The organism is Sorangium sp. So ce1153 (assembly GCF_051521595.1).
Lineage (GTDB): Bacteria > Myxococcota_A > Polyangia > Polyangiales > Polyangiaceae > Sorangium.
The window spans coordinates 9,660,855-9,676,715 of record NZ_CP150361.1 but is presented as its reverse complement, the minus strand read 5'-3'; the positions used below and the strand labels follow the sequence as shown (position 1 = coordinate 9,676,715).

At 73.8% G+C, this 15,861-nt stretch carries 12 protein-coding genes; 5 read left to right on the top strand and 7 right to left on the bottom strand.

What is annotated here, in order from left to right:
• Positions 1–107: 107 nt before the first annotated feature.
• The 3 genes from WME85_RS34705 to WME85_RS34695 are packed head-to-tail and all read right to left on the bottom strand — an operon-like array spanning position 108 to position 4,817.
• On the bottom strand, positions 108–1,910 hold the full coding sequence (locus WME85_RS34705) for a hypothetical protein (protein WP_437827399.1): 1,803 nt from the start codon (positions 1,908–1,910) through the stop codon (positions 108–110).
• Position 1,911: 1 nt separating this feature from the next.
• The gene (locus WME85_RS34700) at positions 1,912–3,066 is read right to left on the bottom strand and encodes a tetratricopeptide repeat protein (protein WP_437827398.1); all 1,155 of its coding nucleotides are present in this window, start codon (positions 3,064–3,066) and stop codon (positions 1,912–1,914) included.
• Between the two features lie 29 nt (positions 3,067–3,095).
• Positions 3,096–4,817, bottom strand: coding sequence for a protein kinase domain-containing protein (locus WME85_RS34695; RefSeq protein WP_437827397.1), 1,722 nt, complete (start codon positions 4,815–4,817; stop codon positions 3,096–3,098).
• A gap of 397 nt (positions 4,818–5,214) precedes the next feature.
• Between WME85_RS34695 and WME85_RS34690 the strand changes: the two genes are divergently transcribed.
• From WME85_RS34690 to WME85_RS34680, 3 genes are all read left to right on the top strand, one after another.
• On the top strand, positions 5,215–6,150 hold the full coding sequence (locus tag WME85_RS34690; protein WP_437827396.1) for an ATP-binding cassette domain-containing protein: 936 nt from the start codon (positions 5,215–5,217) through the stop codon (positions 6,148–6,150).
• Complete coding sequence (locus WME85_RS34685) at positions 6,150–7,202, top strand: ABC transporter permease (protein ID WP_437827395.1); 1,053 nt, start codon at positions 6,150–6,152, stop codon at positions 7,200–7,202. The genes WME85_RS34690 and WME85_RS34685 overlap by 1 nt, the downstream gene beginning before the upstream one ends.
• Positions 7,203–7,452: 250 nt before the next feature.
• On the top strand, positions 7,453–8,811 hold the full coding sequence (locus WME85_RS34680; RefSeq protein WP_437827394.1) for an LLM class flavin-dependent oxidoreductase: 1,359 nt from the start codon (positions 7,453–7,455) through the stop codon (positions 8,809–8,811).
• 88 nt (positions 8,812–8,899) lie between these two features.
• Here the strand turns inward: WME85_RS34680 and WME85_RS34675 are convergent, their stop codons facing one another.
• Positions 8,900–9,559, bottom strand: coding sequence for a TetR/AcrR family transcriptional regulator (locus WME85_RS34675; protein WP_437827393.1), 660 nt, complete (start codon positions 9,557–9,559; stop codon positions 8,900–8,902).
• Positions 9,560–9,606: 47 nt separating this feature from the next.
• Between WME85_RS34675 and WME85_RS34670 the strand changes: the two genes are divergently transcribed.
• Positions 9,607–10,488 (top strand): CPBP family intramembrane glutamic endopeptidase, encoded by an 882-nt coding sequence (locus WME85_RS34670; protein ID WP_437827392.1) that lies wholly within the window; start codon positions 9,607–9,609, stop codon positions 10,486–10,488.
• A gap of 139 nt (positions 10,489–10,627) precedes the next feature.
• Positions 10,628–12,322, top strand: coding sequence for an AAA family ATPase (locus WME85_RS34665; RefSeq protein WP_437827391.1), 1,695 nt, complete (start codon positions 10,628–10,630; stop codon positions 12,320–12,322).
• Positions 12,323–12,401: 79 nt separating this feature from the next.
• Here the strand turns inward: WME85_RS34665 and WME85_RS34660 are convergent, their stop codons facing one another.
• The 3 genes from WME85_RS34660 to WME85_RS34650 all read right to left on the bottom strand — a co-directional run bounded on the left by WME85_RS34660 (position 12,402) and on the right by WME85_RS34650 (position 15,767).
• Complete coding sequence (locus WME85_RS34660; RefSeq protein WP_437827390.1) at positions 12,402–12,770, bottom strand: VOC family protein; 369 nt, start codon at positions 12,768–12,770, stop codon at positions 12,402–12,404.
• Between the two features lie 20 nt (positions 12,771–12,790).
• Positions 12,791–14,098, bottom strand: a complete 1,308-nt coding sequence (gene lysA, locus WME85_RS34655; RefSeq protein WP_437827389.1) for a diaminopimelate decarboxylase — start codon at positions 14,096–14,098, stop codon at positions 12,791–12,793.
• 121 nt (positions 14,099–14,219) lie between these two features.
• Positions 14,220–15,767, bottom strand: a complete 1,548-nt coding sequence (locus WME85_RS34650) for a phospholipase D-like domain-containing protein (protein ID WP_437827388.1) — start codon at positions 15,765–15,767, stop codon at positions 14,220–14,222.
• Positions 15,768–15,861: the final 94 nt, after the last annotated feature.

Genomic DNA, 15,861 nt, shown 5'->3' with positions numbered 1-15,861 from the left:
AGGACAGGCGGCCTCTCGCAGGCCGCCTGTCGTGTTTTGTGGGCGCGACCCGAGGGCGGCTCCGGGCTCGGCCGCCCTCTTGCGCGACGACCCGGCGCTCCTGGGCCCTACGGCGCCAGCCGGACCAGCAGGATGTCGGCGGCGGTCGACCGCGCGGCGGCGCCGTCGAGGTCCACGCTCCCCTCCACGGTGCCCGCGAGCAGGACGTGGCCGCGATCCACGAACGCCGCCACGCCGGCCGCGGACCGGCTCCCGCCGCTCTCCGCCCGGCCGGGGCCGAGCCGCTTGCTCCACACGTGGCGCCCCTCGGCGTCGAGCCGCGCCACGACGATGTCGCTGCTGGCGCCGTCGAGGGGCCCGCCGCCGAGGTCGGTCGGCCCGCTGGCGTCGCCTGCCAGGACGAGCCCGCCGTCCGCCTCGATCGCGAGGCGCGGCGGCCGCTCCGCCCGGTAAGCCCGGCTGAAGCGGTGCTCCCTCGCGACCCCGAGCTCGACCACGAACGCCGAGACCCCGTCCGAGAACAGGGTGCTGCTCCCGAGATCGAGCAGCCCCTCGAACGTCCCGCTCAGCGCGATCTCGCCGCCCGGCCCGATCTCGATGTCGCCCCCGCGCTGCTGGCGGCCGTCGCCGAAGGCCAGCGACGCGATGTGATCGCCGCGCTCGTCGAGCTTGGCCAGGAACACGTCGCTCATCCCCGCCGACGAGAGCCGGGGCGCCTCCTCGCCGAACTGCACCTCGGCCTCGAAGCTCCCGGTCAGGACCACGTCCCCGCGCCCGTCCACCGCCACGCCCGTCGGCTCCTGCGTCCCCTCGCCCCCGAACGCCCGGGTCCAGAGCAGCACGCCCGCCGCGTTGAGCCGGGACACCGCCACGTCGCTCCCGCCGGGCTCCGCCACCGCCGAGGCGACGACGACCTCGCCCGCCGCCGAGACAGCGATGTCCTGGGGCCTGCCCGGGGGGAGCATCGTCCCCCAGCGCACCGCGCCGGCCGCGTCCAGCTTGACCACGAACCCGCGCGGCGCGGCCGCGGTGAGCCCGGCCGCGCCCATGACCCCCGCGAGCTCGCCCGTGACAGCGACCTCGCCCTCGGGGTCCACCGCGAGCGCCTGCAGCGAGCCTTGCCCCTCGTCGATGAGCCGCCGCGCCCACGCCACGGCGCCGTCCGCCTCGATCCGCGCCACGAAGATGTCCTGCTCGGCGCCGGTCGCGACCTGCCCGGCGCCGAGGTCGAGGGAGCCCTGGAACTCGCCGCCCAGGATCGCGAAGCCCCCGCCGCCGGCCGCGAGCGCCCGCGCCCGCTCCTGGCCGGCGCCGCCGAGGAGCCCGCCGGGAGGCCCGCCGGGGAGCACCGCGCCGCAGTCCCCTCCGCCGCTGCAGTCGTCGTCCTCCGGCGTCGCGCAGTCCTCGGCGCGGGGCGTGACCTCGCCGGCGCACGCGCCCCAGCGGCCGTCGGCCCCGCACGTCCGCTGGCCGGCGCTGCACGCGCCGACGCCGACCGTGCCCGGCGGCCCGCCGTAGGGGCACGGCTCGATCGTCCCGGGCTCGCAGGCGCAGACCTCGCCGTCGGCCGCGGGGCCGCCTCGCCCGGCTGCGATCTCGTCCACCTCGTCGACAGCGCCGTCGCAGTCGTCGTCGGCCGCGTTGCCGCAGCGCTCCGGCGCGGGCGTCACCTCGCCCTCGCAGGGGCCGTAGCCGTCGCCGGCGGCGTTGCACCGCTTGAGGCCGATCATGCAGGCGCCGACGCCCTCGGTCGCCGGCGGCCCGCTGTAGCAGGCGACGGCGGAGAGCGGCTCGCAGCGGTCCTCCACGAGGATGCCGTCCTCCAGCCCGAGCAGCGCGTTGCACCCGGCGCAGCCGAGCGCCACGAGCGAGAGCCGCGTGCCGATCCCGATCGAGCCGCGCGCGCCCACGTCAGTAGCTCCCGCCCACGACGAGCGAAAAGGCGCCGGGGCCGGCCGCGGCCGCGGCGGTCGTCGCGGCGCGGCGCGCGGGCGCGCCGGCGGCGCTGGAGGGCGCGGTCCAGAACAGCAGGCCGGCCGCGAGCAGCGCGGCCGTGCCGGCCGAGAACGCGACCGTCGAGGCGGTGCCGGCCGCCTGCGCGTCCTGCCGCAGCGCGACCCCGGCGGCGTCGCAGCGGCTCCGCGCGTCGCAGTGGCCGCGGTTCGAGGCGTCCCGGCGGGCGAGCGCCTCGGCGCCGAACACAGCGCCGAGGCCGAGCCCCACGAGGCCAGCGCCGCCGCTCGCGAGCGCGATCACCCGCTGCGCGGGCCAGCCGCCGCCGCCGTCGCCCTGGCCGGCGATCGTCAGGACCGCGGGCGCCTGCCGCCGGGGGCCTGGCGCCGCCGCGGCGCGCGCGGGGGCGGGCGGCTCCCGTGGTTCCAGCTCCAGGAAGGGCACGTCGACGACGACGCGCGCGCCGTCCGGCGGCACGGCGCGCACGAGCGACCAGCGCTTCCTGCCGGGCGCCCGCGCCTCGATCGTGTGCGTCCCCGGATCGACAGGGAGCGCCTGGCCCCACTGCGCGGGCGCGACCGGCGCGCCGTCCCGCCGGATCTCCAGCCCCGGCGCCGCGCCCGCCGCGGGCACCGCGATCGCCATCCGCGAGAGCCGCGGCTCGAGCGCCGCCGCGAGCGCGGCCGCGCGCGCCGCGCGGGGGTCGCCGGAGCTCTTCGCGATCGCCGCGGCCTCGCTGAAGACGTTCCAGGCGCCCGCGGTCCTGCCCGCGCGCGCGAGGCACTCGCCGAGCCGCAGGAGGAGGTTGATCGCCGTCGGATCGAGCGTCCTGCCCTGCTCGAGCACGGCGCACGCCTCGGCGATGCGCCCTTCCTCGAGCAGCTGCCGCGCGACCTGGTAGAGCGCGAGCACCTGCTCCTTGTGTCTTGCGCCGGGCTGGGCTGCGCCGGGCTGGGCTGCGCCGGGCTGGGCTGCGCCGGGCTGGGCTGCGCCGGGCTGGGCTGCGCTGGGCTGGCCCGCGCTGGGCTCGCCGGCGGCGCCGCTCGCCGGGGCGAGCGCCAGCGACAGCGCCGCGATGGCGCAACCGAGCCTCCGTGGGAGCGAGCTGCCCATCGTCGTCCGAGCTCCGCGGCGCATGGCGATCACCAGGGGCTCTCCGACGCGCCTGCCGGCGCGGTCTCGGCGCCGCGGACCGGCGCTTCCACGGCGGCCGGGACGCTGCCCGGCCGCGACACCGGCGCCGCGAGGGCCGCCGCCGGGACGGCAGCCACGGGGGCGGGGGCCGTCGAGGGCGCGTCCGGCGGCGCGGGCCGCTGCGGAGGCCCACGGCGCGCCGCGGAGGCCGTCGAGGGCGCCTCGCAGGCGGCCGCCGCGGGCGCCGGCTGCCCCGGCCGCCCCTGCGGCTCCTGCGGCTCCTGCGGCGCCGCCAGGTCCGCCGCGGCCCCGGACGCCAGCGCCGCGCGGGCCGGCGCGCGCGGCCGCCCGGAGCTCGCCCGCGCTGGCGCTGCGACCCTCGCCGGCAGGACGATGCCGGCCGCGTCGCACGCGGCCAGGGGCGCCTCGCCGGGATCGGCCGGGGACGCGCCGCCCGGGCTGCCGGGGCCGCGCAGCGCGCCGTCGGCCGGGTCGCCGGGCGCCTGTGGCCCGGAGGCCAAGGCGGTCGCCTGCGGCTCCTCGGCGAGCCCCTGCGGCACCCCCGCGAGGCGCTGCGCCACGGCGCCGTCGGCCCAGGTGGACCCCGCCGCGCGCGGCCACCCGGACGGGAGGACCGCCGCGGCCAGCGCGGCGCTCGCGGCGAAGGCGCCGGCCGCGGCCGCGAGCCACGGCCGCCTCGGTCGGCGGACCTCGGGCCTCTGCGTCGTCTCGGGCGGCCGGACGGCGGTCGTGGGCGGGCTCTCGTCCAGCCACGTGAACGTCGGCTGGCTCCGGTGGACCGCCGTGGGCAGCGTCGCGTCGGGCGGCCCGCTCAGCGCGAAAGGCGCGAGCGCGGCGGCGAGCTCGCGGGCCGAGCCCGGGCGGCGGGCCCGGTTCTTCTCGAGGCAGCGCATCACGATCTCCTCGAACCCCTCGGGCAGATCGGCGCGCGCGCTCCGGAGCGGCCGGGGCGCCTGCTCCGACACGACCAGCACGAGCTGCTCCAGCGTCTCCGCGCCGAACGGCAGCGTGCCGCTCACGAGCTGGTAGAGCACGACCCCGAGCGCCCACAGATCCGCGCGCAGATCGACGTCCTTGGGCGTGAGCATCTGCTCGGGCGCCATGTAGCGGCGCGAGCCCATGACCGACCGCGCCGTCGTCATCTCGAGCCCGTCGTCCTCGGGCTTCGCGCACGTGAACTTCGCGACGCCGAAGTCGAGCACCTTGACGAGCGGCGTGCCGTCGGTCCGGTACGTCAGGAACAGGTTCGCGGGCTTGAGGTCCCGGTGCACCATCCCGAGCGCGTGCGCCTCGATCAGGGCGACGCAGGCCTGACGGACGTACTCGGCCGCCTCGTCGATCGGGAGCCGCCCGCGGCGCTCCACGATCGAGCGGAGGTCGTTGCCCGAGAGGTGCTCCATCACGATGAACGGCACGGGCAGCCCGCCCCCCGGCCGCGGCGCGAGCGTGCCCAGGTCGTAGACCCGCGGCACGTGCTCGGTCTTCAGCCGGAACATCCCGCGCGCCTCGCGCTGGAACCGCCTCAGGAGCGCCGCGTTGCCGCAGTACTCCGCCCGCATGAACTTGATGGCCACGAGCTCGCCCAGCGCCAGGTGCCGCGCCGCGACGACAGCCCCCATCCCGCCGATCCCGAGCAGCCGCTCGACCCGGTAGCGGTCCGCGATGACCTCGCCGCAGTGCACCGGCACCACTCCCTCTTCATCGCTCACCACGCGCCCCCCAACTCCGTCGCTCTGAGCTTGCAGAACGGCCAGCCACGATCCCGGACCGGGTTCCTTGCAGGGCCACGCTCGACGCGCTTGCCGCAGGTGTCTGGCGAGATTCGATTCTCCTGGGAGGCAAGGCGTCGCGTCGCCTGTCGAATTTTCCGGCGCGCCTGTGGGCGCGTGGAGGTGCGCTCCGTTCGTCGCGGGCGCCCCGGAGGCCGTCTCCGCCCCGCGCGCCGTCGCGCCTCCGCCCCGCGCGCCGTCGCGCCTCCGCCCCGCGCGCCGTCGCACCTACGGCCACGCCGCGCCGCGCGCGCCAGCGGCGCGCCGCGATCGAGGGGCGCGGTTCCTTTTCGGCGTGGCGGTTCCTTTTCGGCGTGCATTGCGTTAGAGGCGTGCCGTGTCCGCCTCTCCCGCCCTGGTCTGCCGCGGCCTGGTCAAGCGCTACGGCGACGTCGTGGCCGTGAACGGGCTCGACCTCGAGGTGCGGCGCGGCGAGTGCTTCGGCCTGCTCGGCCCGAACGGCGCGGGCAAGACGACCACGGTGGAGATCCTCGAGGGGCTGACCCGCCCCGACGCCGGCGAGGTCGAGGTGCTGGGCGAGCGCTGGGTCGGGGACGGGATCGCGCTGCGCGCGCGGCTCGGCATCCAGCTCCAGGAGACGCGCTTCCCGGACAAGCTCCGGGTCGGCGAGGTGATCGCGCTCTTCCGCAGCTTCTACCCGCGCGGGCTCGACCCGGCGGAGGCGCTGCGCCGCGTGTCCTTGCAGGAGAAGGCGGGCGCGTTCGTGCGCGGGCTCTCGGGCGGGCAGAAGCAGCGGCTGTCGCTCGCCTGCGCGCTCGCGGGCGACCCGGAGGTGCTCTTCCTCGACGAGCCGAGCACCGGCCTCGACCCGGCGTCGCGCCGCGAGATCTGGGACGTCGTCGAGGACCTGAAGGCGCGCGGCCGCACCATCCTCCTGACCACGCACTACATGGAAGAGGCCGCGCGCCTCTGCGACCGCGTGGCGATCGTCGACCGCGGGCGGGTGCTCTCGCTCGGCACGCCGGCGGCGCTCGTCGCCTCGCTGGGCGCCGAGCACGTCGTGGAGATCGACGTGAGCAAGGACATCGCCGAGGAGGAGCTCCAGGCGCTGCCCGAGGTGGAGGCCGTGCGCGTCGGGCAAGGGACGCTCCGGTTGACGGTGCGCGACGTGGCGCGCGCGCTGCCGCCGTTGCTCGCGCTCTGCGCGGCGCGCGGGGTCGAGGTGCGGCGGCTCACGACGCACCACGCGAGCCTGGAGGACGTGTTCATGGCGCTCGCCGGGCGGAAGCTCGCGGGCGAGGAGGCGGCGTGATGGCGGGGTGGCTCCGTTCCCTCCGCGCGGCGCCGCTCGCGCTCCTCATCCGGGCGCGGGTGGTGGAGTTCCTGCGCGAGCCCGAGGCGCTCTTCTGGATGTTCGTGTTCCCGATCCTGCTCTCGTCGGCGCTGGCGGTCGCGTTCAGGAACCAGCCCGCCGAGCCGGTGCTGGTGAGCGTCGAGGAGGGCGCCGGGGCCGAGCTGCGGCGGGCGGCGCTCGACGCGTCGGGGCAGGTCACCCCCAGGGTGGTCCCGCGCGAGCAGGCGCGGCAGGAGCTCCGGACCGGCAAGGTCTCGCTCGTCGTGCTCGCCACCGATCCGCCGACGTACTGGTTCGATCCGACGCGGCCGGAGAGCCGCATCGCCCGGCTCGAGGTGGACGAGGCGCTCCAGCGCGCGGCGGGGCGCGCCGACGCCTTCCGCCCGGCGGCGCTGGAGATGACCGAGAAGGGCTCGCGCTACATCGACTTCCTTGTGCCCGGGCTGCTCGGCATGAACGTGATGGCGACCGGGATCTGGGCGATCGGCTTCTCGATCGTGCAGCAGCGCATCGGCAAGCTCCTGAAGCTGTTCGTCGCGGCGCCGATGCGGCGCTGGCACCTGCTCGCGGCGCACCTCGGGGCGCGGCTCGTGTTCCTGGCGCTCGAGGTCGTGGCCCTGCTCCTCTTCGCGGTCCTCGCGCTCGGCGTGCCGATCGCCGGCTCGCTCGCCGCGCTGGCGCTGGTCGTCATGATCGGCGCGCTGTCGTTCGTCGGCATCGGCCTGCTGATCGCGGCGCGGCCGCGGACCCTCGAGGGCGTCTCGGGCCTGACCAACCTGGCGACGTTCCCGATGTGGATCTTCTCCGGCGTCTTCTTCTCGACCGAGCGCTTCCCCGGCGCGCTCCAGCCGTTCATCCAGGCCCTGCCCCTCACCGCGCTGAACGACGCGCTCCGCGGCGTGATGCTCGAGGGCGCGCCGCTCGCCGCGCTCGCGCCCGAGCTCGCGCTCCTGGCCGGCTGGGGCGTCGTCTCCTTCGCCCTCGCCCTGAAGCTCTTCCGCTGGGAGTAGCCCGGGCTGGCTCGCGGCGGCGGGCCGGCTCGCGGCGGGTGTTTCCCTGCCAGCAACGCTTCCGCAGCGCCGGCGGCTCCGCTGCTGCCCTCGCAGCACGCCGTCGTCGCGGGGGAGGTGAGGCGCCTCGCCCTTGCCGCCGCGCCGGTGGCTCCGCCTCCGGGCACGGCGCTTGCGGTGCGCGCGGCGGCGAGCGGCGGCACGCCCGCGCGTCCGCGCGCGAACGCGAGGAACGAGACCGAGGACACCCATGAGCGACAATCAGCGGAAGATCCGTCTGGGCGCCTTTCTGCCTGGCGCCGGGCACCACGTGGCGGCCTGGCGGCACCCGGACGCGCAGGCGGACGGCGGCATCAACCTGGAACATTACAAGCGCATCACCCAGGCGGCGGAGCGGGCGAAGTTCGACGCCGTGTTCCTCGCGGACGGGCTCGCGCTGCAGAACCGGCCTGGCGCGAAGGGCCGCACGGCTTATGGCGCGAGCTTCGAGCCGGTCACGCTCTTCTCCGCGCTCGCGGCCGTCACCGAACGCATCGGCTTCATCGCCACGGCGTCCACCACGTACGAGGAGCCGTACCTGCTGGCCCGCAAGTTCGCCTCGCTGGACCACATCAGCCAGGGGCGGGCAGGCTGGAACGTGGTCACCACCGGCGGGGGCGAGGCCGCGGGGAACTTCGGGCTCGAGGCGCACCCCGACCATGCGCAGCGCTACGCTCGGGCGCGCGAGTTCGTCGATGTCGTCACCGGCCTCTGGGACAGCTGGGAAGACGACGCCTTCCTCCGCGACAAGGCGTCCGGGGCCTACTACGACCCGGACAAGCTGCACACGCTCGATCACAAGGGGAAGTTCTTCTCCGTCCGCGGGCCGCTCAACATCCCGCGTCCGCCCCAGGGTCACCCGGTGATCGTGCAGGCGGGGTCGTCCGAGGCGGGCAGGGAGCTCGCGGCGGAGACCGCGGAGGTGATCTTCACGGCGCAGCAGACGCTGGAGGACGCGCAGGCCTTCTACGCCGACGTCAAGGGCCGGATGGCCAGGTACGGGCGCTACCCGGACCAGCTGAAGATCATGCCGGGGGTGTTCCCCGTGGTCGCCAGGACGGAGTCGGAGGCCAAGGCGAAGTACCAGCAGCTGCAGGACCTCATCCTGCCGGAGGTCGGGCTGTCGTTGCTCTCGGGGCTCTCGGGCGGGGTCGACCTGTCGGCGTATCCGGTGGACGGGCCGCTGCCGGAGCTGCCGGAGACCAACAACAACAAGAGCCGGCAAGCGCTGATGTTCGACATCGCCCGCAAGCGCAACTTGACGATCCGGGAGCTTTACCTCTGGGTAGCGGGGGCGCGCGGGCACTGGACGATCGTGGGCTCGGTGGAGCAGATCGCGGATCAGCTGGAGGCGTGGTTCACGCAGGGCGGCGCCGACGGGTTCAACGTGATGCCGCCGTGGCTCCCGGGCGGGCTGACCGACTTCGTGGACCTGGTGATCCCGGAGCTGCGGCGACGGGGCCTGTTCCGGACCGAGTACGAGGGCCGCACGCTCCGGGAGAACCTCGGGCTGGCCCGGCCGGCGAACCGCCACGCGGACAGAGCGAGGCCGCGGGCGTCGGCAGCCTGAAGCGGCAGCTCGCGAGCGAGGGGCGCCCTACCGCGAGCCAGGCTCAGTCTCTAGATTCCCAGCCAGCAGAAGGTCGCGCCTCATCGCGTCACGCGCTCTTCCCCAGCAGGTCCGTTGACTCGATGTACGGCGCGAGGTAGCGACAGACCGCCTTCTTCGCCTCCTCGACGTAGAGCGCGCCCTGCTGCTCGTCCTGCTGTGCGGCGAGGGCGAGCAGCGTCGAGGCCAGATACAGCGTGGTCTGCGCGACGACGCGCCGCTCGGCGGGCGGGAGCGCCGGCGTCAGCGGCGAGAGGAGCGCCTCGATCCGTGCCGAGAACTCATCCCCCCACGCCGCGGCCGTCGAGAGCATCGCGCCGGACAGCTGCACGCCGAACCAGAGCTCCCGGTAGCCGGGCTCCGTCCGGTAGAACGCCGCGAGCGCGTCGATCCAGCGCTCGGTCAGCGCGCGCCACGAGCCCTGCGGCGTCTCCGCGACCGCCGCCTCGGTCCGCACCCGCAGCCGCTCCAGGTAACGCCCCGTCAGCGCGTGGAGCACGGCCTCCTTGTTCGGGAAGAACTCGTAGACCGAGCCGATGGACGTCCGCGCTCGCGCCGCGATGGCGTTCGTGGTGACCGCGTCGAGCCCGCGCGACGCGAGCAGCGCCGCCGTCGCGTCGAGGATCCGCTCCTTGCGCCGCTGGCTCCGCGCCTGCAGCGGCACCCGGCGGGGCGCGGTCGGCGGCGGCTTCTTGCGCTTCGTGGCCATGCGCCGAGCGTACTTGACAACCTGAGCAAAAGCTCGACTATATCCGAGTGAAAGCTCATCTTTGGGAGCGGCTCGGGCAGATGGGGCAGGTCGAGCCGTCAGGCGCGGCGCCCGCCGGTGTTACGCCGGTCGGCGAAACCGCCGGGCGAGCGGGCTTGCCTCGACTTGGCTGGCCGGGGCTCGCCGCGGTCTCCGCGGCGACGCTCGCCTACGCCGCGTACCCGCTTGCCGCGGCGGATCGCGCCCTCGGCCTCGCCAGCTTCGGCGTCGCGCTCGTCTCCCTGCTCGCCGTGGCGCGTGCGCCGGAGCGGGCGGCGCTGCTCGCGCCGCTCCTCGCGGTGCTCACGCTCGCGCCCGTGGGGGTGGGGCTCGCCGCGCCCTGGCCGCTCTCCCTGGCCGCGCCGCTCGTCGTGCTCGCGCTGCTCGCGCGCGCCGTGCCGGCGCTGCGGTCGTCGGTGCCGCCCCTGCGGCGCGGGGCGTTCGGGCCCGCGGTCCTCGGCTGGATCGCGGCGGTCGTCCTCGTCTCCGCGCTCGCGCTCGTGCTCTGGGTCCGGCTGATGCGGCCCGATCTGTCGCAGATGCGGGCCCTGCTCCCGCCCGTCTCGCTGCCGCTGTTGCTCCTCGGCGGCCTGGGGTTCGCGCTCTTCAACGCGCTCCTCGAGGAGGCGGTCTTCCGCCTGGTGTTCCTCGGATCGCTGGACGCCGTGACGACCTCCGGCTGGACCGCGGTGCTCGTCCAGGCGGCCGCGTTCGGGCTCCTCCACCTGAACGGCATCCCGAGCGGGGCCGTCGGCGTCGGCCTGGCGGCCATCTACGCGGTGATGCTCGGCGTGCTCCGGCGCCGCGCGGGCGGCCTCCTCGCGCCGTACGTGGCGCACGTCGCCGCCGATCTCACCATCTTCGCGCTGCTGCTGACCTGGACGAGGTGACCCGCGGCTCCGCCGCTTCGCCGGCGTGTTCGGCGGAGAAGGAGGACGTAGGGCTGCCTGCTCAGGCCGTTCGGAGCCCTTGCCGCTGACGGGCGGCGGAGTAGCGTCCGTGAGGGCACGCCACCCCGCCCGAAGCACCATGAGCATCCAGGTCCCCATCGGCATCGACGACTTCCGCCGGCTCCGCGAGCTGGGGCTCGAATACGTCGACAAGTCGCACCTGATCCAGGAGCTCGTCGACAGGCCGGGCACCGAGGTCGTCCTGCTCCCGCGCCCGCGGCGCTTCGGCAAGACGCTCAACCTCTCCATGCTGCGCTGTTTCTTCGAGCGGCACGCGCAGGATCTCTCACCGCTGTTTCGTGATCTTCGGATCTGGCAGGCCGGCGAGCAGTACCGCACGCACTTCCAGCGCTACCCGGTGCTCCACCTGACCTTCAAGGGTGTGAAGGCCGAGAGCTTCGATGCGTTCTGGGAAGTGGTGCAAGACAGGGTCGCGCGCCTCTTCGACGAGCACCGTGACCTGCTCGGCAGCGGCGCGCTGAGCGAGCGTGAGTCCCGGCGGTATCGCGAAGTCCTCGACGGCACGGCCGGCAGGATCGCGTACGAGACAGCGCTGCTCGACCTGTCGAGCTATCTCCACCGCTTCCACGGTGAGCGCGTGGTCATCCTCCTCGACGAGTACGACGAGCCCCTCCACGCCGGGTATCTCCACGGCTACGCTGCGCAGGTCATCGGCTTCTTCCGCGCGTTCCTCACCGAGGGACTCAAGGGCAATCCACACCTGTTCAAGGCCGTGCTCACGGGCGTCCTGCGCGTGGCCCGGGAGAGCATCTTTTCAGGTCTCAACAACGTGGCTGTTTACTCGCTGCTCGCGCCGGAGTTCGACACCTGCTTCGGGTTCACGGAGCCCGAGGTCGAGTCGTTGCTCACGAGGTTTGACCGGCTTGAGCGGCTCCCGTCGCTGCGCGCCTGGTACAACGGGTATCTCTTCGGCGGCACCGTCGTCTACAACCCCTGGAGCGTCCTGAACTTCCTCTCCCGCGAAGACGGCGCGCCGCAGCCCTACTGGGTGAACACGAGCTCGAACGATCTGGTGCGCGAGCAGCTCGAGCGGCGCGCGCTCGCGCTCGAGCCGGCCTTCGCGGCGATGCTCGACGGGGGGAGCATCGAGCGGGTGCTGGACGAGAGCGTGCCGCTCGGGGAGCTCGACCGGAGCGACGAGGTGCTGTGGAGCCTCCTCGTCTTCACGGGCTACCTCAGGGCCGAGAAGCGCTCGCGCGGGTCGATGGAGCAGCCGTCCCACCTGCTCTCGATCCCGAACCGCGAGGTGCGCGGCGTGTACACGACGACCTTCCGGCGGTGGCTCGGCGCGCGCCTCGAGCGGCAGAGCGGCGGGCTCGACCGGATCCTCGCCGCCCTGCTCGCCGGCGACGCCGAGCGCATCCAGGCGCAGCTCCAGGCCTTCGCGACCGACGTGCTGTCGTACCACGACACGGGCCGGCCCGATCCCGAGCAGGTCATGCAGGGCTTCGTGCTGGGTCTCCTCGCGGCGCTGGAGCCGGACTACCAGGTGCGATCGAACCGCGAGTCGGGGCGCGGCCGGCCGGACGTGATCATCCGGCCTTCGCAGCCCGGGAGACCCGGCGTGGTGCTGGAGCTGAAGGTCGCGCGAGGGGGCAAGACGCTGGAGCAGGCCCTCGAGGAGGGGATCGAGCAGATCCGGCGGAACGACTACACGGCAGAGCTGCGGGCGGCGGGGGCGGCGCCGATTCATGCGCTGGCCGTCGCGTTCGACGGGAAGCTGGTACGGGCGGCGCGCGTCCCTGGCGAGTGACGGATGGCAGCGTGTCGGGCGAGCGCAGCTCGCCGGTCATGCGACGGAGGCCCCGGCGAGCACCCCGGCCCGCGGCGCGTCAGCCGCCGTCGATGATCTCGAGGCGGTTCCCGAACGGATCGTCCGTGTGAAACCGCCTCACCTCGGGCAGCTCGTCGCTCCAGCGCACGTCGTGGCCCGCGGCCCTGAGCGCGGCCGCGATGTCGTCGATGCCCTTCACCACGAGGCCAGGGTGGGCCTTGCGCGCCGGCTGGAAGTCGTGCTCCACGCCGAGGTGCACCGCCACGGCGCCCGCGCGGAACCACGCGCCGCCGCGCGACGCGAGCGGCTCGGGCTTCGGGAGGTGCTCCATCCCGAGCACGTCCCGGTAGAACGCCACCGCGCGCGGCTCTTGCCCGGGCGGCATCGCGAGCTGCACGTGGTCGATGCTGACGAACGTGAACGGCATCTGTCTTCAGCCTCAGCCTTTCACCCCCGGCCGGCCGGGCCCGCCGGCTCCGCGGCGGCCGCGCGCAGGCGCTCCTGGATCTCGTCGGAGAGGCACATCCGCGAGACCATGTCCTCGAACGTGTCGCGCCGCCGGATCAGCCGGCTCCGGCCGCCGTCGACGAGCACCTCGGCCGGCCGCAGCCGGCCGTTGTAGTCGTAGCTCATCACGTGGCCATACGCGCCGGCGTCCATCAGGACGACCACATCCCCCTCGGCCACGTCCGCGGGGAACTCGCGCTCGCTGATCCACATATCGGTGTTCTCGCAGACCTGGCCGGTCATCGCCATCGGCGCGGTCCGGCCGCGGCGGCCGTTGATCCGCACCTCGTGGAAAGCGCCGTACATCACCGGGCGCGCCATCGTGTTCATCGAGATGTCCGTGCCGATGATCGTCCTGTATCCCTGCTTGATCGAGATCACCCGCCCGAGCACGTACCCGGCGTCGCCCACGAAGTAGCGCCCCGGCTCCATGACCAGGCGGGGCATCTTCAGGCCGTGCTCGGCGCACTTCTTCTGGACCACCGCCGTGATCTCGCGGGCCACGGCCTCGACGTCGAGCGCCGGCTGCTCCCTCCGGTAGGGGATGCCGAGCCCGCCGCCGATGTCCAGGAACGCGAGGTCGAAGCCGAGCTTCCGCGCGACCGGGCCGATCAGGTCGAGCAGCTTGCCGGTCACGTGCGCGAAGCTCTCCGGCTTGTTCGCCTGCGAGTGAGGCATCATGTGCACCCCGAGCCGCTCGACCCCGTTCTCGAGCGCGGTGCGGTAAGCCTCCTCCACGTAGCGCGGGTGGATCCCGAACTTCGCGGACGGGCCGGCGAACGGCTTCAGATCGGGCGTCGCGATGTCCTCGCCGCTCGGGTTGATCCGGAAGGACATGCAGCGCGGGCGCCCGAGCGCGAAGAGGCGCCGCAAGATCCCGTGATCATCCACGTTGAAGATGACCCCGGCCCGCAGCCCCGCGGCCAGATCCTCGTCCGAGAGGCTGTTGCCTGTATAGATGATCTGCTCGCCCGAGAGCCCGAGCGCCTGCGCCAGGCGGATCTCGTTCGGGCTGGCGGCGTCCACCCCCGAGCCCTGCTCGACCAGGAGCTTCGCTATCTCCAGGTTGTTGCACGCCTTGATGGCGTAGAAGACGGACACCTCCGGATAACAGCTGCGGAGAGCCCGCGTGAGTCGACGGAAGTTCTCCCGGATGCGCTCGGCATCGTAGGCATAGAGCGGCGTCCCGTACTGCTCCGCGAGCTCGCGGACCGAAATGCCCCCGATCGTGATCTCTGCCTCTTGCATACTCCTCGTCGCTTCAACGCTCCAGCGTGCGAGCCGACCTCGAGAAACCGTCCTCGATCGTCCTCGGTCGTCCTTAATACACCAGCATACCATGTACCACCGACGGCCGGCAACGGCGCGCCTACTTCTCGGCGGTCAGGCTGCTGACGAGGTGGCGCCAGAGCACGCCGAGCCCGCCGACGAACAGCGAGCCGTGGCGCTTGTCGATGTCCTCCGCCGCGGCGGGGTCGAACGGCAGCTGTTGCGGGTCGATGACCTCGAGCAGCACGCGCTCGTCCGGCGTGGGCGAGGGGTGGAGCCGCAGGCGGCACGAGCTGCCGGGCGTGCGCGGGCCGGTCGGCGGGCTCGCCAGCCCGTCGAGGTACGCGACGAGGTCGTCAGCACGATCGAACTCGAGGTCCCCGAGGTGCTCGCCGATGAGCGACGCGCGCACCCGGCGGATCGAGCGGCCCAGGGCGTCGTCGGGGTCGTCCGCCTCGACCGAGGCGTTGATCTCCGTGTCGATCGAGAGGCTGCGGTTCGTCAGGTTGGCAGAGCCCACCGTCAGGAAGCGGTCGTCCACGATCATCACCTTCGAGTGGATGTACGTGGCGCGCTCGGCCGTCTCGTCCTCGCCGCACGACGGAAGGGTGTAGTAGACGCCGAGGCGGTGGCCGGTCTCGGCCGCGGCCGCGCGCAGCTTGCCGAGCATCTTGGCCTGGGAGAGGCCGACGGCGATCTGCTCCTTCATGGTCTCTGCCTCCATGTTCAGCATGAGCACCACGTCGAGCGGCGGACGGCCCTCGGCGCGCATCCGCCGCTCGATCCCGTCGGTGATGACCTGAGCGCTGAAGTACTGCGTCTCGATGTAGATGAAGCGCTCGGCGGCGTCGATGGCGTCGAGGTAGATGTCGCGGATCTCGGTGCAGTGCTCGGCGCCGGTGGGCGAGCCGTGCGGGTCGGTGCGGCTCAGCGTGACGTGCCCGGTCTCGAGGGGGATGCCGCCCTCGGGGCGGTAGTCGGAGAACGTCGGCTCGGTCCCCTCGAGGTCCGGCAGGGTCATGGCCACGCCGCCGGCGCGCCGCCAGCGATCCGTGAAGATCTCGGTGAGCGCCCGGGCGACCGCGCGGCTGCGCAGATAGGCCTGCACGTCGTGAAACGGCTTGTGCGGCTCGCCGCGGCTGACGCGGAACGGGTTCTTGTTCGCGTGGCTGCGGTCGTCCCAGCGGTGGTCGCACAGGTCGAGGCCGCCGAGGAACGAGAGCTCGCCGTCCGCGACCACGAACTTCTGGTGATGGGAGGCGCGCTCGACGTGGGTGGAGTCGAAGAGGAAGTGCAGGCGGTGATTCGTCCACTCGAAGACGAGCTGCTGGAGCCACTCGCGCTCGAGCGCGAACACGAGGTGGAAGTCCCAGGCGAGGATGTAAACCTGGAGCTCGGGGTTGATCTCGCAGAGGTGGCTCAGGAACTTCAGCAGCGTGATCGGGCTCGATACCTGCTCCTCCCGCCCGCCGCGGAGCAGGGCGACGTCGCTGTCGAACTGCCAGCCGGCGAGGAGGAGGTACCGCCGCGCCCTGGAGGCGACCCGGTAGAACTCGGGGTAATACTCGTCGGCGTCGACCAGCAGGCCGATGCTGTCCACCGGGGTGTCGCACCACGTGTGGCGCCGAGGGTCGATGATCTTCGACATCGCCCCCTCCTTAGCGGCACGCGAGGCGCCCTGCCAGGGCATCGCCCTCGCGCCGGGCTGGATCTGCCGCCGTCGCGCGGTGAAACCGGTGGAA